The organism is Streptomyces sp. NPDC037013 (genome assembly GCF_055607265.1).
In genome coordinates, this window is record NZ_JBVJRV010000004.1 from 356,138 (window position 1) to 376,408 (window position 20,271).

General features: G+C 73.1%; 20 protein-coding genes. 12 read left to right on the top strand and 8 right to left on the bottom strand.

What is annotated here, in order from left to right:
• The first annotated feature begins 9 nt into the window (after window positions 1-9).
• From ACZ7DY_RS16165 to ACZ7DY_RS16185, 5 genes are all read left to right on the top strand, one after another.
• Window positions 10-1,431 (top strand): cellulose binding domain-containing protein, encoded by a 1,422-nt coding sequence (locus ACZ7DY_RS16165; RefSeq protein ID WP_471135359.1) that lies wholly within the window; start codon window positions 10-12, stop codon window positions 1,429-1,431.
• 240 nt (window positions 1,432-1,671) lie between these two features.
• Entirely contained in the window at window positions 1,672-3,351 is a 1,680-nt protein-coding gene (locus ACZ7DY_RS16170; RefSeq protein WP_471135361.1) for a class I adenylate-forming enzyme family protein, read from the top strand.
• A gap of 247 nt (window positions 3,352-3,598) precedes the next feature.
• Window positions 3,599-4,063 carry a hypothetical protein gene (locus tag ACZ7DY_RS16175; RefSeq protein ID WP_471135363.1) on the top strand — a complete coding sequence of 155 codons (465 nt, stop codon included), beginning with the start codon at window positions 3,599-3,601 and terminating at the stop codon, window positions 4,061-4,063.
• Window positions 4,064-4,216: 153 nt separating this feature from the next.
• Complete coding sequence (locus ACZ7DY_RS16180) at window positions 4,217-5,344, top strand: PLP-dependent cysteine synthase family protein (protein ID WP_471135365.1); 1,128 nt, start codon at window positions 4,217-4,219, stop codon at window positions 5,342-5,344.
• Complete coding sequence (locus ACZ7DY_RS16185) at window positions 5,341-6,651, top strand: MFS transporter (protein WP_471135367.1); 1,311 nt, start codon at window positions 5,341-5,343, stop codon at window positions 6,649-6,651. Before ACZ7DY_RS16180 ends, ACZ7DY_RS16185 begins: the two co-directional genes overlap by 4 nt.
• Before the next feature lie 57 nt (window positions 6,652-6,708).
• On the opposite strand, the gene ACZ7DY_RS16190 is transcribed toward ACZ7DY_RS16185, so the two are convergent.
• The 3 genes from ACZ7DY_RS16190 to ACZ7DY_RS16200 form a co-directional block, all read right to left on the bottom strand.
• Window positions 6,709-7,308 (bottom strand): DUF3105 domain-containing protein, encoded by a 600-nt coding sequence (locus ACZ7DY_RS16190; RefSeq protein ID WP_471136674.1) that lies wholly within the window; start codon window positions 7,306-7,308, stop codon window positions 6,709-6,711.
• A gap of 247 nt (window positions 7,309-7,555) precedes the next feature.
• Window positions 7,556-7,987, bottom strand: a complete 432-nt coding sequence (locus tag ACZ7DY_RS16195) for a hypothetical protein (RefSeq protein ID WP_471135370.1) — start codon at window positions 7,985-7,987, stop codon at window positions 7,556-7,558.
• A 21-nt stretch (window positions 7,988-8,008) separates the two neighbouring features.
• Complete coding sequence (locus ACZ7DY_RS16200) at window positions 8,009-8,608, bottom strand: DinB family protein (protein ID WP_471135373.1); 600 nt, start codon at window positions 8,606-8,608, stop codon at window positions 8,009-8,011.
• A 186-nt stretch (window positions 8,609-8,794) separates the two neighbouring features.
• Between ACZ7DY_RS16200 and ACZ7DY_RS16205 the strand changes: the two genes are divergently transcribed.
• Window positions 8,795-9,415: a hypothetical protein gene (locus tag ACZ7DY_RS16205; RefSeq protein ID WP_471136675.1), complete on the top strand. Its 621-nt coding sequence runs from the start codon at window positions 8,795-8,797 to the stop codon at window positions 9,413-9,415.
• A gap of 78 nt (window positions 9,416-9,493) precedes the next feature.
• Here the strand turns inward: ACZ7DY_RS16205 and ACZ7DY_RS16210 are convergent, their stop codons facing one another.
• Window positions 9,494-10,336, bottom strand: coding sequence for a class I SAM-dependent methyltransferase (locus tag ACZ7DY_RS16210; protein ID WP_471135376.1), 843 nt, complete (start codon window positions 10,334-10,336; stop codon window positions 9,494-9,496).
• 162 nt (window positions 10,337-10,498) lie between these two features.
• Between ACZ7DY_RS16210 and ACZ7DY_RS16215 the strand changes: the two genes are divergently transcribed.
• Window positions 10,499-11,086: a TetR/AcrR family transcriptional regulator gene (locus tag ACZ7DY_RS16215; RefSeq protein ID WP_471135378.1), complete on the top strand. Its 588-nt coding sequence runs from the start codon at window positions 10,499-10,501 to the stop codon at window positions 11,084-11,086.
• 52 nt (window positions 11,087-11,138) lie between these two features.
• On the opposite strand, the gene ACZ7DY_RS16220 is transcribed toward ACZ7DY_RS16215, so the two are convergent.
• The 3 genes from ACZ7DY_RS16220 to ACZ7DY_RS16230 all read right to left on the bottom strand — a co-directional run bounded on the left by ACZ7DY_RS16220 (window position 11,139) and on the right by ACZ7DY_RS16230 (window position 14,746).
• Entirely contained in the window at window positions 11,139-12,335 is a 1,197-nt protein-coding gene (locus ACZ7DY_RS16220; RefSeq protein WP_471135381.1) for an NAD(P)-binding domain-containing protein, read from the bottom strand.
• 143 nt (window positions 12,336-12,478) lie between these two features.
• Window positions 12,479-13,003, bottom strand: a complete 525-nt coding sequence (locus tag ACZ7DY_RS16225) for a hypothetical protein (RefSeq protein ID WP_471135384.1) — start codon at window positions 13,001-13,003, stop codon at window positions 12,479-12,481.
• Window positions 13,004-13,273: 270 nt separating this feature from the next.
• Complete coding sequence (locus tag ACZ7DY_RS16230; RefSeq protein WP_471135387.1) at window positions 13,274-14,746, bottom strand: peptidoglycan D,D-transpeptidase FtsI family protein; 1,473 nt, start codon at window positions 14,744-14,746, stop codon at window positions 13,274-13,276.
• 85 nt (window positions 14,747-14,831) lie between these two features.
• Here ACZ7DY_RS16230 and ACZ7DY_RS16235 point away from each other — a divergent pair, with 85 nt between their 5' ends.
• From ACZ7DY_RS16235 to ACZ7DY_RS16255, 5 genes are all read left to right on the top strand, one after another.
• On the top strand, window positions 14,832-15,800 hold the full coding sequence (locus ACZ7DY_RS16235) for a LysR family transcriptional regulator (RefSeq protein WP_471135389.1): 969 nt from the start codon (window positions 14,832-14,834) through the stop codon (window positions 15,798-15,800).
• Window positions 15,797-16,702 (top strand): serine hydrolase, encoded by a 906-nt coding sequence (locus tag ACZ7DY_RS16240; RefSeq protein WP_471135392.1) that lies wholly within the window; start codon window positions 15,797-15,799, stop codon window positions 16,700-16,702. Before ACZ7DY_RS16235 ends, ACZ7DY_RS16240 begins: the two co-directional genes overlap by 4 nt.
• Before the next feature lie 73 nt (window positions 16,703-16,775).
• Entirely contained in the window at window positions 16,776-17,465 is a 690-nt protein-coding gene (locus ACZ7DY_RS16245; RefSeq protein WP_471135394.1) for an ABC transporter permease, read from the top strand.
• Window positions 17,462-18,142, top strand: coding sequence for an ABC transporter permease (locus ACZ7DY_RS16250; RefSeq protein ID WP_471135396.1), 681 nt, complete (start codon window positions 17,462-17,464; stop codon window positions 18,140-18,142). Before ACZ7DY_RS16245 ends, ACZ7DY_RS16250 begins: the two co-directional genes overlap by 4 nt.
• A complete protein-coding gene (locus ACZ7DY_RS16255; RefSeq protein WP_471135399.1) occupies window positions 18,139-19,080 on the top strand; it encodes an ABC transporter substrate-binding protein in 942 nt (313 codons plus the stop codon). Before ACZ7DY_RS16250 ends, ACZ7DY_RS16255 begins: the two co-directional genes overlap by 4 nt.
• 24 nt (window positions 19,081-19,104) lie before the next feature.
• Here the strand turns inward: ACZ7DY_RS16255 and ACZ7DY_RS16260 are convergent, their stop codons facing one another.
• The gene (locus ACZ7DY_RS16260; protein WP_471135400.1) at window positions 19,105-20,268 is read right to left on the bottom strand and encodes an ABC transporter ATP-binding protein; all 1,164 of its coding nucleotides are present in this window, start codon (window positions 20,266-20,268) and stop codon (window positions 19,105-19,107) included.
• Window positions 20,269-20,271: the final 3 nt, after the last annotated feature.

The window sequence follows — 20,271 nt, forward strand, 5'->3', positions numbered from 1 at the left end:
GGAACAGGCATGAGAAGGAAGACGCTCACCCGTTCGGCGAAGCGGTCCCTCACCTGTGCCGTCGCGGCCGCGGCCGGCTGCGCGGGACTGCTCGCGCTCCCGTCGCCCGCCGTCGCGGCCGTCGGCGACCTGACCGTGCAGTACCACACGGGCGCCACCGGAAGCGATCAGGCCGAACCGTGGCTGAAGGTGAAGAACACCGGCGGTTCCAGCGTGGCGCTGAGCGGCGTGAAGATCCGCTACTACTTCAAGTCGGACGCGGGCAACCCGAGTTACCGCTTCGCCTGCTCGTGGGCGGTGAAGGGGTGCGGCAACGTCACCGGCACGTTCGGGACGCTCGCCAAGCCGACCGCCACCGCCGACCGCTACCTGGAGATCGGGTTCACGCCGGGCGCCGGATCGCTGGCGGCGGGCGCGGACACCGGCGACCTCCAACTGCGCTTCCACCGCGCCGACTGGCAGCCGCTGAACCAGTCCGACGACTACTCCTTCGGCGCTGCGCAGTCCACGTACGCGAACTGGTCGAAGGTCACCGCGCAGCTCGACGGCGCGACGGTCTGGGGCACGGCACCCGAGGGCAACGATCCCACCGACCCCACGGACCCGACCGACCCGCCCGGCGACGGGGCCACGCTGTTCGACGACTTCACGTACAGCGCGTACGACGACCCGAAGATCTCGGCACACGGCTGGAACGTGCGCTCCAACTCGGGCGGCCCCGGCGTGCCCGGCGCGACCTGGGACCCGCGCAACGTGACGTTCGCGTCGTCGGGCGGCAACACGGTGATGAACCTGGAGACGTCGACCGCGGGCACCGGCGCGAGCACCGAACAGACCGAAGTGCTCACCAAGGCGATGAAGTTCAGGAACGGGACGTACGCCGCGCGCGTGAAGTTCAGTGACGCCCCGCGCAGCGGCCCCGACGGCGACCACCTGGTGCAGACGTTCTTCACCATCAACGACCTCAAGGCGCCGATGGCCGACGACTACGCCGAGTACGACTTCGAGTACCTGCCCAACGGCGGCTGGGGCGAGCCGTCGAACATCCTGTACACGACGTCGTGGGAGACCTACAACCCCGACCCGTGGCAGGCAGTCAACCAGCACACCGAGAGCCGGCAGAGCTACGCGGGCTGGCACGACCTGGTGGTCACGATCGACAACAGCTCCATCCGCTACTACGTCGACGGGCAGCCGTTCGGCACGCACGACGCCGCGTACCTGCCGGAGCGGCCGATGTCGATCAACTTCAACCAGTGGCTGATCGACCTGGCGGGACAGTCCGCCACCACGCCGCGCTCCTACGACCAGCAGGTGGACTACGTCCTGCACGTCAAGGACCAGGTGCTGACGCCGGCGCAGGTCTCGGCGAAGGTGGCCGGCTACCGGGCGGCGGGCACGGCCTTCGAGGACACGGTGCCCTCGCCCTGACGGGGGCGGGACGCGCGCGGCCCCGAGGGGACACCGCGGCGGCGGACACCACGAAGTTTGCGTCGTCTTCGCGGACGGTACTCCCGTGGGGTGCCGCGCGCCGCGGGTCCTCAAGGACACGTGGGCGGCTCAAGGCGACGCAGGCGGGGGCGCAGACCGGGGCATAGTACTCCGCCCGCCGGTGGCCGAAGATGCCCCCTGCCCGGACATCGATTCCGATCGGCATGTTTGCATGTGTTCATGATCATTAACACACAGGACACGCCGGCACCCCGGACGTACGTGGACCTCGTTCTGGAGCACTGGCACAAGGACGAGGAGACCGAGGCGCTCGTCCAGGGCACGCAGCGGCTGACCCGGGGAGAGGCCCGGCGACGGCTGTTCGCGCTGGGGCACGCGCTACGCCGGCAGGGGCTCGAGCCAGGCGACGGCGTGGGGTTGTTCCTGGCCAACCGCGTGGACTCCGTCCTGGTGCAGCTCGCGGTCCATCTCATCGGCTGCCGCGTCGTGTTCCTGCCCCCCGAACCCGGGCCCGGTGAACTCGCCGCACTGGTCGAGCAGTCCAAGGCGCGGGCCGTGGTCACCGACCCGCTCTTCGCCGCGCGGGCCGCCGACGCGGCGGGCCGCAGCGTCCACGCGCCCGTGCTGCTCGGCCTCGGACCGTGCGAGCCGCACTGCACCGACCTGCTGGCCGTCGCCGCCGAGTGCCCCACGGAGCGCCCCGAGGGTGTGCCCGCGCCCGGCGCGGACGAGGCCGTCACCGTCCTGTACACCGGCGGCACGCTCGGCCGGCCCAAGCTCGCCGCGCACAGCCACCGGCTCTACAACGTCCTCATCGACTCCGTGGAGGAGGCCCCGCAGGACACTTCACAAGACGGCTCCCAGGGCGCCTCGCGGGAGACCCCGCGGGCCTCCTCCGCCACGAGCTTCTTCCCCGCCATGACCCCGGGCACGGACCGGGTGCTCGCCGCCACGCTCCTCACCCACGGCAGCGGCCACCTCACCTCCTTGCAAGCGCTGGTGACGGGCTCCGTCCTCGTCGTGCTGCCCGAGTTCGAGGCGGGCGCGGCACTTGAGGTGCTGCGGGAGGAGCGGATCACCGCCACCATGTTCGTACCGCCCATGCTGTACGCGCTCCTCGACCACCCCGAGTGTCGGCCGGGCACCTTCCCCGCGCTGCGGCGGATCGTCGTCGGCGGCGCGGCCTCCTCGCCCAGCCGGCTCCAGCAGGCGGTCGAGGTCTTCGGGCCCGTCCTCGGCCAGGGGTACGGGCAGTCCGAGGCGCTCGGCATCGCCGCGTTCGGCGCGGACGACCTCGCCACGGAAGGGGCCCGGCGGCCCGAGCTCTGGCGCAGCTGCGGCCGGGCGATCGCCGACACCGAGATCGAGATCCGCGGTGAGGACAGCACGGCCGCGCTGCCGGTCCGGCAGGTCGGCGAGGTGTGCGTCCGCGGCGAGTCGGTGATGCTCGGCTACTACGAGGACCCGGAGCGCACCGCGGAGGCGCTCCAGGGCGGCTGGCTGCGCACCGGCGACATGGGCTACCTGGACGCCGAGGGCTACCTCTACCTCGTCGACCGGGCCAAGGACATCATCGTCACCGGCAGCACCAGCGACAACGTCTACTCCCGGGTCCTGGAGGACTTCCTGCTCACGCTGCCCGGTGTGCGCAACGCGGCGGCGCTGGGCGTGCCGGACGAGGAGTACGGGGAGGCCGTGCAGATCTTCCTGGCCACGGCCGAGGGCGCGGACGTCGACCCGGACGAGGTCCGCTCGGCGGTCACCGCCGAGCTGGGGGAGCTGTACACGCCCCGGAAGACGGTCCTGCTGGACGAGCTGCCCACGACCAAGGTCGGCAAGGTCGACAAGAAGGCGCTGCGCGCGGCGTGGACGACGGACGCGGCTCAGGGGGCTTCGTAGGGGACGCCCCCACCCCCGTGGATCGTGCGGGCCCGCCGCCCCCGCCGCGGGCGGCGGCGGACCCGGCACCCGCCTCACGGCAACCCCCGGACAATTGCGGGAAGGTCCCCCGGAGTTCCTCGTGAGGTCCCAGCCGACGGGGCCCGGCCCGTCTCCCGGCAGGCTCTTCGGCGTGTGGCTTGTTCGTGGTGTGTTCTCGTGCGTCGCGAGGTGCGGGTCCGCGGGCCGGGCTACGATCACGAACGTGATGACGGCCTGGTCCCCTCCCGGTGCACGGCGGAGCCGCTCCACAGCGGCGCTGTGGCGGGCGGCGGGGCTGGGTCTCTTCCTCTTCGGTCTCATCCTGGCGCACCTGGCGGGTTCGGACGTCACGAGCCGTCACCTCATCGCCGACAGCGCCATCACCCTGCCGGCGGAGAGGGCGGCCGACGGGTTCACGGAGAGCGGGACGGCCGGGTCGGCGGAGCGGGCCGGGGCCGGTGCGGCCTCGTACGGGGAGCCTCGCCACGACCACCAGCAGCTGCACGCCGTAGAAGAGTGCGCGCTGACCCAGCCCCCGCAGGGCCCGGACGTGGACACGCCCTGCCTCTCGCCACTCGACGCCCGCGGTGCGGGCGCCGTGCCCCCGGTGCCCCGCGCCCACCGGATCGCCGGACGGGACTTCGTGCTCCCGATAGCGCACGCGGCGGATTCCACGATTCTGCGCATCTAGACCGACGCCGTCGCCGAACTGTTCTTTTCCCGCGGGAAGTTCAGGTGCGCGGCGAGTCGGCTTCCCGGGCCCTCCTGCCCGGCGCCCACCGCTCGCGGCCCCTGACGTCACCCCGACGGGAGCACCTCCTGAGCGATAGCGAGAAGCGAAGAGATGCACTCTCCGACCGCACACGACTCCACCGCCCCCTCCGGCTCCACCCTCCCCGGCCTCGTCGGAAACACCCCCCTCCTCTACGTGTCCCGGCCCCTCACCCCGCCCGACCGCGGCTTCTGGGCCAAGCTGGAAGGGTTCAACCCCGGCGGGATCAAGGACCGGGCCGGCCTGCACATGGTCGAACAGGCGCGCAGCCGGGGCGAGTTGCGGCCCGGCGCCCGTATCGTCGAGTCGACCAGCGGCACACTCGGCCTCGGCCTCGCGCTGGCCGGCACCGTCCACGGCCATCCGGTCACCCTGGTCACGGACCCCGGCCTCGAACCGTCGATGGCCCGGCTGCTCGCCGCCTACGGCGCCACCGTCGACACCGTCCCCGAACCGCACCCCACCGGCGGCTGGCAGCAGGCCCGCCGAGACCGCGTCGCCGAACTCCTCGCCGACCACCCCGGCTCGTGGTGCCCCGACCAGTACGGCAACCCCGACAACGTCAGCGCCTACACCCCGCTCGCCCGCGAACTCGCCGCGCAACTCGGCCACATCGACGTGCTGGTGTGCAGCGTCGGCACCGGCGGGCACTCCGCGGGCATCTCGCGCGTCCTGCGCCGGCTCTGCCCCGGACTGCGCCTGGTCGGCGTGGACGCCGTCGGCTCGACCATCTTCGGCCAGCCCGCCAGGCCCCGGCTCATGCGCGGCCTGGGATCGAGCATCCACCCGCGCAACGTCGCCTACGAGAGCTTCGGCGAGGTGCACTGGGTGGCACCCGCCGAATCCGTCTGGGCGTGCAGGAAGTTGGCCGCCTCGCACTACGCGACCGGCGGCTGGAGCGTCGGCGCGGTCGCGCTGGTGGCCGGCTGGCTGTCCCGCACGCTCGCGCGCGACACCCGCATCGTCGCCGTCTTCCCGGACGGGCCGCAGCGCTACCTGGAGACGGTCTACGACGACGCGTACTGCGCCGAACACGGCCTCCTGGGCCACACTCCGGCGCCCGAACCCGACGTACTCGACCACCCCGGCGACAAGGAGGTCACGCGCTGGACGCGCTGCACCACCGTACAAGACCCGCTCCTTCCGGCGCGGGAGCCGGGGGCGGCCGTCGTTTCCACGGAAGGAGGTGAGGTCAGGTGAGGACGACCCTCACGCAGTTCCGCTCCTACGACCGGAGCGTCCAGCTGCTGCTGGCCAACCAGTTCACCATCAACCTCGGCTTCTACATGCTGATGCCGTATCTCGCCCAGCACCTCTCCGGGACGCTCGGTCTCGCCGGGTGGCTCGTCGGCCTCGTCCTCGGCGTGCGCAACTTCAGCCAGCAGGGCATGTTCCTCGTCGGCGGCACCCTCGCCGACCGGTTCGGCTACAAGCCGCTGATCGTCGCCGGCTGCGTGCTGCGCACCGCCGGCTTCGCCACGCTCGGCCTCGTCGACTCGGTCGCCGCGCTCATCGTCGCCTCGGCGGCCACCGGTTTCGCCGGGGCGCTGTTCAACCCGGCCGTGCGGGCCTATCTCGCCGCCGACGCGGGCGAGCGCCGCGTCGAGGCCTTCGCGCTGTTCAACGTCTTCTACCAGGCGGGCATCCTGCTCGGCCCGCTGGTGGGGATGGTGCTCACCGGCGTCGACTTCCGGATCACCTGCCTCGTCTCGGCGGCGATCTTCGCGCTGCTGAGCGTCGTACAGGTGCGGGCGCTCCCCGCCCGACGGGGCAACGACGCGACGGACCGCGGACCGGGCAGGGCCGTCGGTGCGGGGAACCAGGTCCTTGCGCAGTGGCGGAGCATCGTGGCCAACCGGGCGTTCCTGCTCTTCTCGGCCGCGATGATCGGGTCGTACGTCCTGACCTTCCAGGTGTATCTGGCGCTGCCCCTCGAAGTGCGGCGGCTCGGCGGCGACGGCCCGTTCGGCACCGTCACCGTGGCACTGCTCTTCGCGGTGTCCGGCTTGACGACCATCCTCGGCCAGACCCGCGTGACGGCCTGGTGCAAGGAGCGGATGGCGCCCGGACGCGCTCTGGCCTGGGGGCTGTTGAGCATGGGCCTCGCCTTCCTGCCGCTCCTCGCGGCCACGGCACTGCCCGCGCCCGGCGGGGAAGCGGGACGCCGGCTGCTCGCCGCGGTCCCGCCGCTCCTTGCCGCGCTGCTCCTCGCGCTGGGAACGATGATCGCGTATCCCTTCGAGATGGACACCATCGTCCGGCTCTCCGGGGACCGGCTGGTCGCCACCCACTACGGGCTCTACAACACCATCTGCGGTGTCGGCATCACCCTCGGCAACCTGCTGACGGGAGCGGCGCTCGACGCCGCCAGGGGGGCGGGCGTGCCGGCGCTGCCCTGGCTCGCGCTGCTCCTTCTCGGCCTGGGCTGTTCGGGTGCGCTCCTCGGCCTGCACCGGGCGGGACGGCTGACCCGTCCGCCCTCCGAGGCGCGGCCCGTCACGGCCTGACAGAGGCCGTTCCGGCCGGCGCGCGGTGGACCGCCCGCGCGCCGGCCGGAACGGCGGTCACGCGGAGTCGACCCCGCCCGTGCACGCGGCACCCGGCTCGGGGGTCTGCGCGCCCTGCACGTACTTCGCGAAGAACTCGGCGACCCGCGGATCCGCGGCGCCGTCGACGGTGAGCTGGTGGCCCCAGGCCGACAGCATGATCGGGCCGCGCTGGCCGGCGACCGGACTCATCAGGCTGTAGGGGGTTTTGGAGACCTTCCGGCCCAGCTTCTCGACGTCGGCGTCCGGTGCCTTGTCGTTGTACGTGACCCAGACCGCGCCGTGTTCGAGGGAGTGCACCGCGTTCTCCTCCGGTATCTCCTTCGTGTAGACGCTGGCGTCGCAGGTCATCCACGCCTGGTGGTGGTCGCCCCCGACGGGCGGTGTCATCGGGTAGTCGACGCTCTTGCTCACGTGGTCGCGGCCCAGCTTCTCCGCGTCCCACGTTCTCTCGCCCCGTACTGGCTTCTTGGCGGCGGCGGTGTTCCGCTGCTCCTTGTCGTCGGCGCGGTCCAGGGCGTACGCGCCGAAGCCGATGAGCGCGGCCACGATCACCATGCTCACGCCGACGGTGATGATGCGGGTCCGCCGCTCGCGGGCCTGTTCCGCGCGGCGCATCGCCTCGACGCGGGCCTGGCGTGCGGCGGCGGCCGCCTTCTTGGACGGCTTGCCGCCCGGCCTGTCGGCTGCTCTGTCGCCCGCTCTGCTGCCGGGATTGGTGTGCGGCTTGCGGGACTTGGCCTTGGCCATGGGGTGCTCCTTGTCACCCGCCGCGCGAGGGCGCGGCGGCGTGGCGGTGTAGCGGTGTGGTGGATGCCGGTGCAGGGGCAGGCCGTTGGGACGGGCCGCCCCTGCCGGGGTCCGCCTAGATCCGCTGTACCTGGAGCATGTGGAGATCGGGGGAGCCGCGGTTCGAGGGGTGTTCCGTCGCGTGTACGGGCGCCGACGGCGCACGCGGGAGCGGCACATGGCCCGGGACCGCCGACGGCGACGGCCCCGCGGGGTTGAGCACGGCGCGTGAACCGTGCGCGGCCGCCGCGCAATGCCGGTCGTCGGCCGGGCAGTCGGGCTCCGGCGACGCGGCCACGCGTGCCGCCATGCGGTCACCGGAGGAGAGGGCCTCCGCCACAGTCACGGCGGATACACCGTCCCGGGGCCCGGCGCCCCGGTGGCCGTCGGCCGCCGCGAGGGCGCCGAGGCACAGGAACAACGCGAGGGCCAGCGAGGCGAGCGCAGCGGCCGCCGCGGCACGGCACCATGCGTGCCCCGCCGCCTCGGCCCACCGCGTCTGTCTCATCGCAGCGCATCGTAGCGATCGTCACTCCGGGGGCCGACGGGCACCCCGGGCGGCCTCGCGCGCCGCGCGTTCCACCCGGTCCCGGTGCGCCTTCTGCCAGCCCGGCTCCTGCGGCAGGTTGTCGGCGTCCTCCCGCAGCCCGGCGGCGCCGTCGACCAACTCCCGTACGACGTCCGCGTGTCCGGCATGCCGGTGGGTCTCGGCGATCAGGTGGACGAGGATGCGGTGGAGCGTGAACGTCTGCCCTTCGCCGCCCGGCAGGCGGCCGACGGCATCGAGGTCCAGCGACTCGATCGTGGCGTCCGAGTGCGCCCACACCTTCCGGTAGAGGCCGACGATCTGCTCCCGCGTCTCGTCCGCGGTCGCCCACAGGTCCGCGTTGGTCTCGGCATCGCCCGTGATCCAGAGCCCCGGTGCGGCGAAGGGGCGGCCGAACGTGGCGCCCAGATAGAGGACTTCGGCGCTCGTCACGTGTTTGACCAGGCCCAACAGGTTGGTGCCGGTCGGGGTGAGGGGCCGGCGCACGTCGTACTCCGAAAGCCCGTCGAGCTTCCAGAGGAGGACGTCGCGGGCGTCCTTCAAGTAGACGTGCAGGTCGGTCTTGAAGTCAGAGGCGGTCATGGGCGGCAGTCTGCCCCGCGCGTGATCATGGGGCGACGCCATTTCGAGGGGTGGTCGGGGGTGGTCGTGGGGAGGGAGAGACCTGCGTGCGGGGCGGCGTCGCGCGTGACGGATCATGGTGGGGTGACGACGGAACACGGCGGGAAGCCGACGGCCGAAGAGAGCGGGAAGCCGACAGGCGGGGCGGTGGTCGGGGCGGCGGTCGGCGGGCTCACCCCCTACCAGACCGCCTTGCGGGACCGGCTCCTCGCCGCGCCCGTGGTGGCGGCGCCGGAGCCCTGGCGCCCGGTCTTCGACCCCTACGTCGCCGTCGGCGGACTGGTGGGCATCGGCTTCGCCGTCCACCCCGACACCGGCCACGACCTGGTGATGGTCGTGTCGAGCGCAGGCCACGGACTCTTCGACGCCGTCACCGGCGAGAGGCTCGCCCGGGACCGGGATCCCGCCTTCGACGACAACACCCCGGACGAGGCCCGCGACCTCGCGTGCCCGGGACTCGGGCCGGTCGCGGGGCGGACCATCCCCATCGCGGGGCTGTACGGCGGGGGGCTGCACCGGACCACCGGCGACGGCTGGACGCTCGAAGTCGTCGCCCCCGACTGGCCCCACCACCGGGTCCTGCTCTCCGCCGGCGGCGGCCTGCCCTTCCGCGCGCCCCACGGCGAAGGATGGTGGCACGTCCTCCACTCCACGTACTCGGAACTGCGTGCCGTCGGCTTCTCCCCGTCAGGCCAGACGCTCGCCGTCGCCACCAGCAGCGACCTCACACTGTGGACCAGGCGGCCACTTGGTCCGGGCGTGAGCTGAACAGGCCTGCCGGGCAGGGCAGTTCCGGGCGCCGCCGGTGGGCCCGTACGCGCGGCACGTCGTCAGGGCCGCCCCTCCTCAGCGCCGGACGCCCGTCACCAGGAGCGCCGTGCTGCGCAGCCGCAGCGCGCCCGCCTCCTCGTGGGGGCGCAGTGCCTCGGTCAGCCGCCGGTGGGCCTCCTCCCGTACGTCGGGGGCGACTTGGCCGGTCAGATGACGGCCGGGGCCGGAGCCGAGCAGGAAGGCGGCGGCGTCGGCGGCGTCCCGGCCCCACGTCCCGTACGCCTCCACGCGTGCCGCCTCGACGCGCTCGAACCCGGCTGCGGCCAGTACGTCGCGGGTCCTGTCGGCGTCCGCGAGGGAGAACATGCCGGGTGCGCCGGGCTCGCCGAAACCGCCGATCGGGAGCAAGTCGCCCAGTGTGGTGAGGTAATGGAGCCACTCGTTGTCCGCGGGGTACGCGCCGCAGACGAACGCGGCGCGCCCACCGGGGCGCAGCGCCCGGCCGATGTTGCCGAAACCGGCCACCGGATCCGCGAAGAACATCACGCCGTAGCGGCTGATCGCCACGTCGTACGCGGCCGGCGGCAGGGGATGGACCTGGGCGTCGCCCTGCTCGAACGAGACGTTGCCGACGCCTTCCGCGCGTGCGGCGCGCTCCGCCCGCGCCAGCATCGGGGCCGACAGGTCCAGGCCCAGCGCGTGACCGCCGCTCGCCCTGCGCGCGGCCAGCCGGGTCGTCTGTCCCGCACCGCAGCCGACGTCCAGGACGCGTTCGCCCGCGCCGATCGAAGCGCCGTCCAGGAGCGGGGAGTTGAAGCCGGCGTTCACCGCGTCCCAGCGGTCCTGATGGCGGGCCCAGTGGTCGCCCTCGTAGCCGTTCCATGCCCGTGCCTGTTCGGTGTTGGCGATGTGCTGCACTTCGTGCCCCCTGACGCATGGCGGATGGGACGCCCGGCAGAACTGGTTTGGGCGCTCGCCCAAACAGTATGGGCGAGCGCCCAAACTGGCAATGGCCCCATGGTCCAATGGGCCGAGGGTCCTTCCCGGGCCCAACGCCCTGTCTCGTACGAGGAGAGAGCCATGTCACCGCGTGGTGTCGCCATCCCCGACCTCCGTGAGCGGCTCTTCGGCGCCGCCGAGCGGATCGTCGCCCGCGACGGAGCGGCGGCCCTGACCAGCCGGGCCATCACCGGCGAGGCGGAGTGCGCCAAGGGGGTGCTGCACACGCACTTCGGCGGCGTGGACGAGTTCGTCGCCGAGCTCGTGCTCGACCGGCTCGCGCGGGCCGCGTCGGCCGCCGAGGGGCTCCCGGGGCGGGCGGGCGAGGACAGCGTGGCCGAGAACCTGGCCGAAGTGGCGGCCGGTCTCCTGGAGTCGCTCGACCCCGGTGTCGTGGGCCTGGCCATGAGCAGCCGCGCCACCGCCGGACGGATCCGCGAGGCGCTGGCCGACGGCGCGCCCGGCTTCGCCGCGATCCAGGACGCCCTCACCGCCTACCTGGACACCGAAGTGCGTCTCGGCCGCCTCGCGGACGGCACCGACACCGCGACGACCGCGCTCGCCCTGGTCGGCACCGTCCACCACCTCCTGATGACCGGAGGCTGGGCCGGCGCGCCCGACCCCCGTGAGCAGACCGGACGGCTGGTCGCCCTGCTCGTGCCGCGGTGAGCACGCGGCACCCCGCGCGCGCCGGACGGCACCCCGCGCGCGCCGGGCGGGGTCACTCGTCGCACCACGCGGCCACCGACCTCGTCAGCCGGGGGCCCGCGAACCGGGTGCCGCCGACGAGGCGCAGCGCCGGGCCGAAGGTCGCGGCGGCCGACGGCCCGGTGAAGTGCAGGCCCGGCACGCTGGATGAGAACCCCTTGTCCAGGACGGGGAATCCACCGAGCCGTACCAGGTCGGCGCGGATCTCGGGGGAGAGGAAGTCCAGCGCGTCGACGTGGACGCGGTAGCCGGTGGCGGCCAGCACGTGTTCGGACTCGACGGTGTGCGTACGCCCGTCGGGCGTCGTCGTCCGGAGAACGACGCCGCCGCCGCCGGCCTCCGCCGCCGTGATGTGCCGCTCCGCGAGGACGGGCACCCGGCCCTCGAACCGGTCCTTGAGCCACCACGCCCCGCGCGGCCGCGACGCCCGCTCGGCGAGCCGGAGCCGGGCGGGCGGGGGCAGCCTCCGGAACGCGGCGGGGTGACGCGTGAGGCCGTACAAGGACCACGACCGGCCCACCGGGGTCTCCGGCCGCCACCGCGGCCCGCCCGACGGGGGTGCGTCGAACCGTACGTGGGGGCCGCGCGCCAGCACCTGGACGTCGGCGCCCGCCTCATGGAGGAGGGCGGCGCTCTCCAGTGCGGACTGGCCGGCTCCGACGACGGTCACCCTGCGCCCGGCGAACTCTCTCGGATCGGTCTGCTGCGAGCTGTGGGAGATCAGGCCCAGCGCGGCGGGGCCGCCGGCGGCCGCCGCGGCGAGAGGCGCGGGCAGATGGGCGAAACCGGTGACGCCGGTGGCCACGACCACGGCGCCCGCGCGTACCACCTCGCCCGACGACAACTTGACGCGGAAGCCGTCCTCGCGCCGCTCGACCGCGGCGACCCGCTCGTCCTCGACGCGGGGCACCAGCCGCTCCCGGAACCATCTGCCGTACCTGATGAACAGCCCGGCCGGCACCTGGTCGTGGGCGCCGATCCGGCGCTCGCCGACGTCGCGGCAGTAGTCCTGGAGGGTGAAGCCCTCGCGCGGGGTGGCCAGTTCGGAGGCGGCGGGCGGCGTCCGCAGGAGCATCCCGGCCGGCATGCGCCGGGACCAGCTCGCGACGGGGGCGCCGAAGATCCGGACGGGCAGGCCGCGGGCGCGCAGATGGGCGGCGGCGGAGAGGCCGTACGGGCCCGCGCCGATGACGACGACGTTCTTGGACATGGCGGTTCCTCCTGGCGCGGCCTCGTGCGTCCTCGCGGGCACGGCTCGGGGCGCGCCGAATCAGCTGTGGAGCGTGCGGAATCGGGTGTGCCGGGGCCGCTGCCGTCGGGGTGGCCGGGCGCGGTTCGTGCGCCGAGGCCAGGTCAGACGGCGAGCGGCGGAGCGGCCGGCGGACCTCTCCGTACGACCGCGTCCGAGAGGAGGCGGGAGCGCGACGGTACGCGGGCCGGCCGCTCGGGAGACGGGAGCGGGGCCGGCCGCGGGAGCGTGAACGGACGTGGTGCGGGGGCCGGGGAGAGCGCGCGGGCCAGCGAGGCGCCCAGACGGCACAGCAGCCGCAGCAGTCGGGAAAGCCGGGACCACCGTGGCAGGCGCGGCAATTGGGGCAGGCGCGGTGAGGAGTCGTACGCCGGGCCGTCACCCCGCGAGCCCGTGACGGCGGGCCAGTCGCGTGCCGCCACCCGCCAGGCCCGGGCGAGCTTCGGCCTCCGTACGGAACGGGCCGGCAGGGCGGCGACCGTCGGTGGGGCGGCGACCCTCGCCGGGGCGGCGATCGGAGTCAGGGCGGCGCAGAACAACACCGCGGCCGCGACCGTCCGTACGTCCCAGGAAGGCGCCGACGCGAAGAGGTGGTCGTAGGCGGCGAGAGCGAGAAGGGTGCTTGCCATCAGGAGGACCGAGGCCCGTGCCACCGTCGCCCGCCGCGCGGCCGGCCTCGGGCGGACCCGCTCGCCCGGCCGCGCGGCGGTCTGGTGCCGGCCGCGCGGCCGGAAGCGTGGCGTCGGGCCCGAAGTCTCCATGACGCACCCATCATGGGGGCTCGCCTCACGGTCTGTCACCCCGGCGCGGGGCGTTACCGAGCCAACTGCTGCGCCACCGGCGGGAGTTGCCGACGAGATCCGGCTCACCTTCCGGCGCGCGGCCCTCCGGCACCCCCACTACCGCTCGAGCACCGCTTCCATGACCGCCTTCGCGATCGGCGCCCCGAGCCGGCCGCCCGCGATCTCGGAGCGCGAGATGTCCATGTCCTCGGGGTCGACCAGTACGGCGACCGCCACCGGCGAGGTGCCGTCCGACTCCTTGGCGTACGAGACGAACCAGGCGTACGGGCGCTCGTCGCGGACGTCGGCGCCGTGCTGCGCGGTGCCGGGCTTGCCGCCGACCGTTATGCCCTCCATGCGCACCTTGTCCGCCGTGCCGTCGGTCACCGTGTACTCCATCATGGACTGCACCTTCCGCGCGGTCTCCGGGGAGACGGCACGGTCCAGCATCTCGGGCTCCGTCTTCTCGATCAGCGTCAGGTCGGGGCCGCGCACCTCGTCGACCATGTAGGGCTTCATCACCTTGCCGTCGTTGGCGAGCCCCGCCACCGTCATCGCCATCTGCAGCGGGGTGCTGGTCACGCTGCCCTGGCCCATGCCGGTGAGCGCGGTCTGCGGCGCGTCCAGCCGCTTCGGGTAGACGCCGGCCGCCGACCGGACGGGCGTGAAGTGCTCCTTGTTGAAGCCGAACTTCTCCGCCGTCTCCCGCATCCGGTCCTTGCCGGTCCGCAGCGCGGCGTCCAGAAAGACGTTGTTGCACGACCACTGCATGGCGGTCCTCATGGAGACCTTGTCGCACTGCGCGTCCGGCACGACATTGCCGATCTCCGTGCTGCTCAGCGGCAGCCGGTACGGGGCCGGGGCGCCGGACGGCGCGTCGATGTCGGTCACGGTGCCGTGCTCCAGGGCGGCGGCCGCGGTGAGGATCTTGAAGGTGGAACCGGGCGGATACGTCTCGCGCGTCGCCCGGTTGCTCAACGGCTTGTTCTTTCGGCGGTCCAGCTCGTTGAACGCCTCCCCTTCCTTCCCGGAGATGCCGGCGAACACGGAGGGGTCGTACGAAGGCGTGCTCGCCATCGCTAGGACCCTGCCGGTGCGCGGATCGAGGGCGACGACCGCGCCCTTGGCGTCGAGGTCCGTGAGCCCTTTGTAGGCCGCCTTCTGCGCCTTCGGGTCGATGGTGGTGATGACGTCGCCGGGCCGCGGCTTCTTCCCGGTCAGCTCGTCCAGCGGCCCGGCGAGCAGCCGCCGGTCCTTGCCGCTGAGCACGTCGTTCTCGACGCCCTCCAGGAAGGTGGCGCCCTGCGCCTGGGAGAAGTAGCCGGTGATCGGCGCGTACATCGGTCCTTCGGTGAAGACGCGCTTGTACTTGAGGTCCGAACCCCGCGTCGCCACGGAGCCGGTGATCGGTTTCCCGCCGACGATGATGTCGCCGCGCGGAGAGCCGAACGTGTCGATCTGTACGCGCCGGTTGTGCGGGTGGTCGGCCAGGCTGTCGCCCCGTGCGAACTGCACCCAGGTGGCCCGCGCCAGCAGGGACAGCACAAGGACCCCACAGAAGACGGCTATGTGCCGCAATGTCCTGTTCATCGCCCGAGAACAGCAGGCCCCGGCCATTTATGTCCAAGATGGATATGGTGGATGTGGTCATTAATCTGGGATATCGTCGCTGCTCGTGGACCTGATACTGCACCTGCGCTGCTTCGTGGCTGTTGCAGAAGAGTCACACTTCGGCCGGGCCGCCGCCCGCCTCGGCACGGCCCAGCCACCCCTCTCCCAGCGCATCCAGCGCCTGGAGCGGGAACTGGGCGTCCGGCTCTTCGAGCGCAACAGCCGCCAGGTGACCATCACCAAGGGCGGCACGCTCCTCCTCGACGAGGCCCGCGAGCTGCTCGCCCGCGCCGAGGCGCTCATGGCCACGAGCCGCCGCATCCGGGACGGCGACGCCGGACTGCTGCGCGCCGCGCTGCCGCCCGACATCGCGGGCCACACGGTCGCCGCGACCCTCGCCGAGTTCCGGCGGCGGCACGCCGGCGTCGAACTGGAACTGCACGAGCTGTCCACCGCCGAACAGCTCGCCCGGTTCGCCTCGCACGACCTGGACGTCGGGCTGATCCACCACCCCTGTGACGTCTCCGGCCTCGGACTCGGCCCCGTCCTCCGCCGCGAACTCGGCGTACTGCTGCCGCGCGAGGCCCCCGCGGCGGCGCTCGACGAGGTCCCGCTCTCCGCCCTCACCGGCCACGACCTCATCCTCTTCCCTCGCGCCAACGCCCCGGCGCTCTATGACGACCTGCTGACCACCTGCGCCCGCAACGGCTACACTCCCGCCGCCATCCGTCACGGGCAGGGCCCCAGCTTCATCCGCGGCCTCATCAGCTCGGCCGGCTCCGTGGCGTTCCGTCCCCGCGACGCGGAGCCCGGACAGCCGGCCGACGACGACCCGGAGATCGTCTGGCGCCCCCTGGCCGGCGCGCCGCTGGCCCTGCGCCACTCGGTGGCCTGGCCGCAGGGCCGCAGCGACGCCGCCGTCACCGCCTTCGCCGAGGCCACCACGTACGCCCTGTGGAAAACTGCCGCGGTGACCACCGACCTGCCCTCGCGCCCGGTCCACCTGCGCCCGGCGGCGGAGTACTCCCTGTGACCGACACCCTCGGCCTCCTGCGCGGGGCCTTCACCGAAGCCGGCGTCACCGGCCGGCTGCACGCCGTCGACATCGACTCCGGGGCGGAGATCGACTTCGGCGCCGACCACCGCGTCGTCACCGCGAGCGTGCACAAGCTCTGTCTGCTCGTCGCGGTCCACCAGCGCGCCGCGGCCGGGCGGCTGGATCTCACCGAACAGGCCGAGTGCCCCGCGGACACCCGCACCCCGGGACCCACGGGCCTCGCCGCCATGCTCGACCCCGTCCGCATGTCCCTGCGCGACATCGCCTTCCTGATGATGGCCGTGAGCGACAACACCGCCGCCGACCTCCTCCTGGAACGCGTCGGCCTGGACGCCGTCAACGCCACCACGGCGCGGCTCGGCCTCGCCGCCACCCACGCGAGCCACACCTTCCGCGAGCTCCTCGCCACCGTCAAGGAGGACGCGGGCCCCGACGGCGCGCGGGCCCTGACCGATCCGCACGTCGTCGCACGGCTGCGCGCACTCGACCCCGCCCGCACCAACCGCAGCACCCCGCGCGACATGACCCGCCTGCTCGGCGCCGTCTGGCGCGACGAGGCCTGTCCCCCCGAACACGGCGCCGCCATCCGCCGCCTGCTCGGCCTGCAGGTCTGGCCGCACCGGATGGCGTCCGGCTTCCCCTTCGACGACGTCCACGTCGCCGGCAAGACCGGCAGCCTGCCCACCCTGCGCAACGAGGTCGGCGTCATCGAATACCCGGACGGCGGCCGGTACGCCGTCGCCGTCTTCACCCGCGCCGCGGCCACCGCCGCCACCCTCCCCGCCGCCGACGCCGTCATCGGCACCGCGGCCCGCATCGCCGTCGACGCGCTGCGGGCCAGGCCCGCACCGGCGGCCGGACGCGCCCGGACCGGCTGAGGCGGATCCCCGCCTGCCCCGTACGGGTCACCAGAACGAGCCCGGGACCGGCACCGCGGCCTTGAATGGACGGGTGACCGCGCCCCCCGACGACTGCCTCGCGCGCAACGAGTGGATCTGCGGCGAGTACCTGAGCAGCCGCCGCCAGATCCTGCTCGACGCCGTCGTGCAGCACCTGCAGCTGACGGGCCTCTCCGTGCTGATCGCGCTGGTCCTCGCGGTGCCGCTGGCCGTCGTCGCACGCCGCTGGGGGTGGGCCGCGGGCCCGGTCCTCGCGCTCACCACGATCCTGTACACCATCCCCTCGCTCGCGATGTTCTCGCTGCTGCTCCCGGTGTACGGGCTCTCCGCTTCCCTCGTCGTCGCGGGCCTCGTCCTGTACTCTCTCACCCTGCTCGTACGGAACATCCTGGCCGGCCTGCGCGCCGTACCCGAGGACACCCGGCAGGCCGCCCGCGGCATGGGCTACGGCCCGATCCGCCTCCTCCTCACCGTCGAACTGCCGCTCGCCCTGCCCGCCGCCATGGCGGGCCTGCGCATCGCCACGGTCTCCGCGGTCTCCCTCGTCACCATCGGCGCGATCGTCGGTTTCGGCGGACTCGGCAACCTCATCTACACGGGCATGAACACCTACTTCAAGGCACAGGTGCTCACCGCCTCGGTGCTGTGCGTCGTCATCGCCATCGCCGCCGACCTGCTGCTCCTCGGCGTGCAACGCGTCCTCACCCCCTGGGAAAGAGCGTCGAGAGCGGCGGGCCCATGAAGACACTCGGCGACGCGTGGGCGTGGCTCACCGACCCGGCGCACTGGGCCGGCGACGACGGCATCTGGCACCGGCTCACCCAGCACCTCGTCCTGACCGTCGTCTGCCTGCTGCTCAGCTGTCTCATCGCGCTGCCCGTCGCCCTCGTCCTCGGCCACCTCGGCAGGGGCGGCGCGCTCGCCGTGAACATCTCCAACATCGGACGCGCCGTGCCGACCTTCGCGGTCCTCGTCCTGCTGCTCCTCACCCCCCTCGGCAGCTGGGGCGAGGGCCCGACCGTCGTCGCGCTCGTGCTGTTCGCGGTGCCGCCGCTGCTCACCAACGCGTACGTCGGCATGCGCGGCGTCGACCGGAGCGTCGTCCAGGCGGCGCGTGGCATGGGGATGACCGGACGCCAGATGCTGTGGCGGGTCGAACTGCCGCTCGCGCTGCCGCTGGTGCTCAGCGGGGTCCGCATCGCCGCCGTACAGCTCGTCGCCACGGCCACCATCGCCGCACTCGCGGGCGGCGGCGGCCTCGGCCGGATCATCACGGCGGGCTTCAACCTGGCGAGCACCCCGCAGGTCGTGGCGGGCGCCGTCCTCGTCGCCGTGTTCGCGCTGCTCGTCGAGGGCGTCTTCGAGGCAGCCGAACGGCTCGGCCCCGGGTGGACGCGCGGGCGGGGGAGGGCCGGATGAGGCGGCGCGCCGGAGCGGCGGTGGCCGTCCTCCTCGCGCTCGCCACCGGCTGCGCGAGCGGGCCCTCGCTGGAGAACCAGGGCGAGGTCACGGCACCCCCGGGCGACAGCAGACACCTCGTCGTCGGCTCCGCGGGATTCACCGAGTCGGACCTCCTCGCGCAGATGTACGCGCTGCTCCTGAACAAGGCCGGCTACAGCACGAAGATCCTCTCCGTCGCCAACCGCGAGCTGTACGAACCCGCTTTGGAGTCCGGACAGATCGACGTGGTCCCCGAGTACGCGGCGACCTTCGCGGACTGGCTGAACGCCAAGAAGAACGGCGCCGACGCGCCGCCCGCGGGATCGCCCGACCTCGACGCGACGATGAAGGCCCTGCGCCGCCTCGCCGCGCCGCGCGGCCTCACCGTCCTCGACCCCGGCAAGGCCGTCGACCAGAACGCCTTCGCCGTCGCCGCCCCCTACGCGGGGCTGCACCGGCTCAAGACCCTGAGCGACCTCGGCAGGTCGGGCCTGAAGGTGCGGCTCGCCGCGGGCGACGAATGCGTGAAACGCCCCTACTGCGCGCCGGGCCTGAAGAAGGTGTACGGCATCGACATCACCGGCGTCGACCCCAAGGGCGTCGGCACGACCCAGGCCAAGAAGGCCGTGCAGGACGGGCAGGACCAGATGGTGCTGACCACGTCGACGGACGCCACCCTCGACGACTTCGGCCTGGTGCTCCTCAAGGACGACAAGCACCTGCAGAACGCCGACTACCTGGTGCCCGTCGTCAACCGCTCCCGCGCGGGCAGCAAGGGCGTCGCCGCCGCGCTCGGCCGCCTCAACCCCGTCCTGACGACGCAGGACCTGGCGTCCATGAACGAGCAGGTCGACAGCTGGCGCCGCCTGCCCCAGGACGTGGCCAGAACCTACCTGGAACGGAAGGGACTGCTGTAGCCGCGGCCCCGGGGACGGGAGCGTCTACGCGTCGGCGACCGAGTCGAACTCCACCTGGTCCCGCGCCACGCCCTGCGCGTCCGCGTCCACCGAGCGGCGCAGCGCCTCGTGCAGCTTGGCCGGGGTGAGGACACCGAGGAAGCGGGCACCGTCAAGGACGGCGACCCACCCCGCGTCGTGCTGCAGCATCACGCCGAAGGCCTGTTTGAGCGGGGCGCCGATCGGCACCCAGGACTTCATGCGGTGCGCCAGGTCACCGACGGTGCCGCCGGTGCCGGCGAGGGCGACCTCGTCGAGGCCCACCCAGCCGTGCAGATCACCGTCCGCGTCCAGGACGACCGCCCAGCGCGCCTCTTCCGCGCGCAGACGGGCCGCGGCCTGCGCGGCCGGCTCGTCGAGCCGGGCGATCGGCGGCTCCTCCAGGTCGTCGCCCTGGATCTCGGTGACGGAGAGCCGCTTCAGCCCGCGGTCGGCGCCCACGAACTCGGCGACGTACGGCGTCTCGGGCGCCCCGAGCACCGCGCCCGGCGTGTCGAACTGCTCGATGCGCCCCTGCCCGTACACCGCGATCCGGTCGCCGAGCCTGACCGCCTCCTCGATGTCGTGCGTCACCAGGAGCACCGTCTTGCGGACGGCCGCCTGCATCCGCAGGAACTCGTCCTGCAACTGCTCGCGCACCACCGGGTCGACGGCGCCGAACGGCTCGTCCATCAGGAGCACCGGCGGGTCGGCGGCGAGCGCCCTGGCCACGCCGACGCGCTGGCGCTGCCCGCCCGAAAGCTGCTCCGGATAGCGGGAGCCGAACGTCTTGGGGTCCAGGCCCACCAGGTCCAGCAGCTCCGCCGCGCGCGCCCTGGCCTTCGCCTTCTTCCAGCCGATGAGGGCGGGCACGGTCGCCGTGTTGTCGAGGATCGTGCGGTGCGGGAAGAGGCCGACCTGCTGGATGACGTAGCCGATGCGGCGGCGGAGCCGGACCGGGTCGATGTCGGCGATGTTCTCGTCGTTCACGAAGATGCGGCCCGACGTCGGCTCGATGAGGCGGTTGACCATCATCATCGTCGTGGTCTTGCCGCAGCCGGAGGGGCCCACCAGGGTGACCAGTTCGCCCTCGGCGACCTCGAAGGAGAGGTCGTCCACGGCCGTCGTGCCGTCCGGGTAGCGCTTGGTCACCTGCTCGAACCGGATCATGTC

What these genes read in the sequence shown, in the direction of transcription:
- ACZ7DY_RS16165 (WP_471135359.1), top strand. Translation starts at nt 10, where the DNA reads ATGAGAAGGAAGACGCTCACCCGTTCGGCGAAGCGGTCCCTCACCTGT.
- ACZ7DY_RS16170 (WP_471135361.1), top strand. Translation starts at nt 1,672, where the DNA reads ATGATCATTAACACACAGGACACGCCGGCACCCCGGACGTACGTGGAC.
- ACZ7DY_RS16175 (WP_471135363.1), top strand. Translation starts at nt 3,599, where the DNA reads ATGACGGCCTGGTCCCCTCCCGGTGCACGGCGGAGCCGCTCCACAGCG.
- ACZ7DY_RS16180 (WP_471135365.1), top strand. Translation starts at nt 4,217, where the DNA reads ATGCACTCTCCGACCGCACACGACTCCACCGCCCCCTCCGGCTCCACC.
- ACZ7DY_RS16190 (WP_471136674.1), bottom strand. Translation starts at nt 7,308, where the DNA reads ATGCGCCGCGCGGAACAGGCCCGCGAGCGGCGGACCCGCATCATCACC.
- ACZ7DY_RS16195 (WP_471135370.1), bottom strand. Translation starts at nt 7,987, where the DNA reads ATGAGACAGACGCGGTGGGCCGAGGCGGCGGGGCACGCATGGTGCCGT.
- ACZ7DY_RS16200 (WP_471135373.1), bottom strand. Translation starts at nt 8,608, where the DNA reads ATGACCGCCTCTGACTTCAAGACCGACCTGCACGTCTACTTGAAGGAC.
- ACZ7DY_RS16215 (WP_471135378.1), top strand. Translation starts at nt 10,499, where the DNA reads ATGTCACCGCGTGGTGTCGCCATCCCCGACCTCCGTGAGCGGCTCTTC.
- ACZ7DY_RS16220 (WP_471135381.1), bottom strand. Translation starts at nt 12,335, where the DNA reads ATGTCCAAGAACGTCGTCGTCATCGGCGCGGGCCCGTACGGCCTCTCC.
- ACZ7DY_RS16225 (WP_471135384.1), bottom strand. Translation starts at nt 13,003, where the DNA reads ATGGCAAGCACCCTTCTCGCTCTCGCCGCCTACGACCACCTCTTCGCG.
- ACZ7DY_RS16230 (WP_471135387.1), bottom strand. Translation starts at nt 14,746, where the DNA reads ATGAACAGGACATTGCGGCACATAGCCGTCTTCTGTGGGGTCCTTGTG.
- ACZ7DY_RS16250 (WP_471135396.1), top strand. Translation starts at nt 17,462, where the DNA reads ATGAAGACACTCGGCGACGCGTGGGCGTGGCTCACCGACCCGGCGCAC.
- ACZ7DY_RS16255 (WP_471135399.1), top strand. Translation starts at nt 18,139, where the DNA reads ATGAGGCGGCGCGCCGGAGCGGCGGTGGCCGTCCTCCTCGCGCTCGCC.
- ACZ7DY_RS16260 (WP_471135400.1), bottom strand. Translation starts at nt 20,268, where the DNA reads ATGATCCGGTTCGAGCAGGTGACCAAGCGCTACCCGGACGGCACGACG.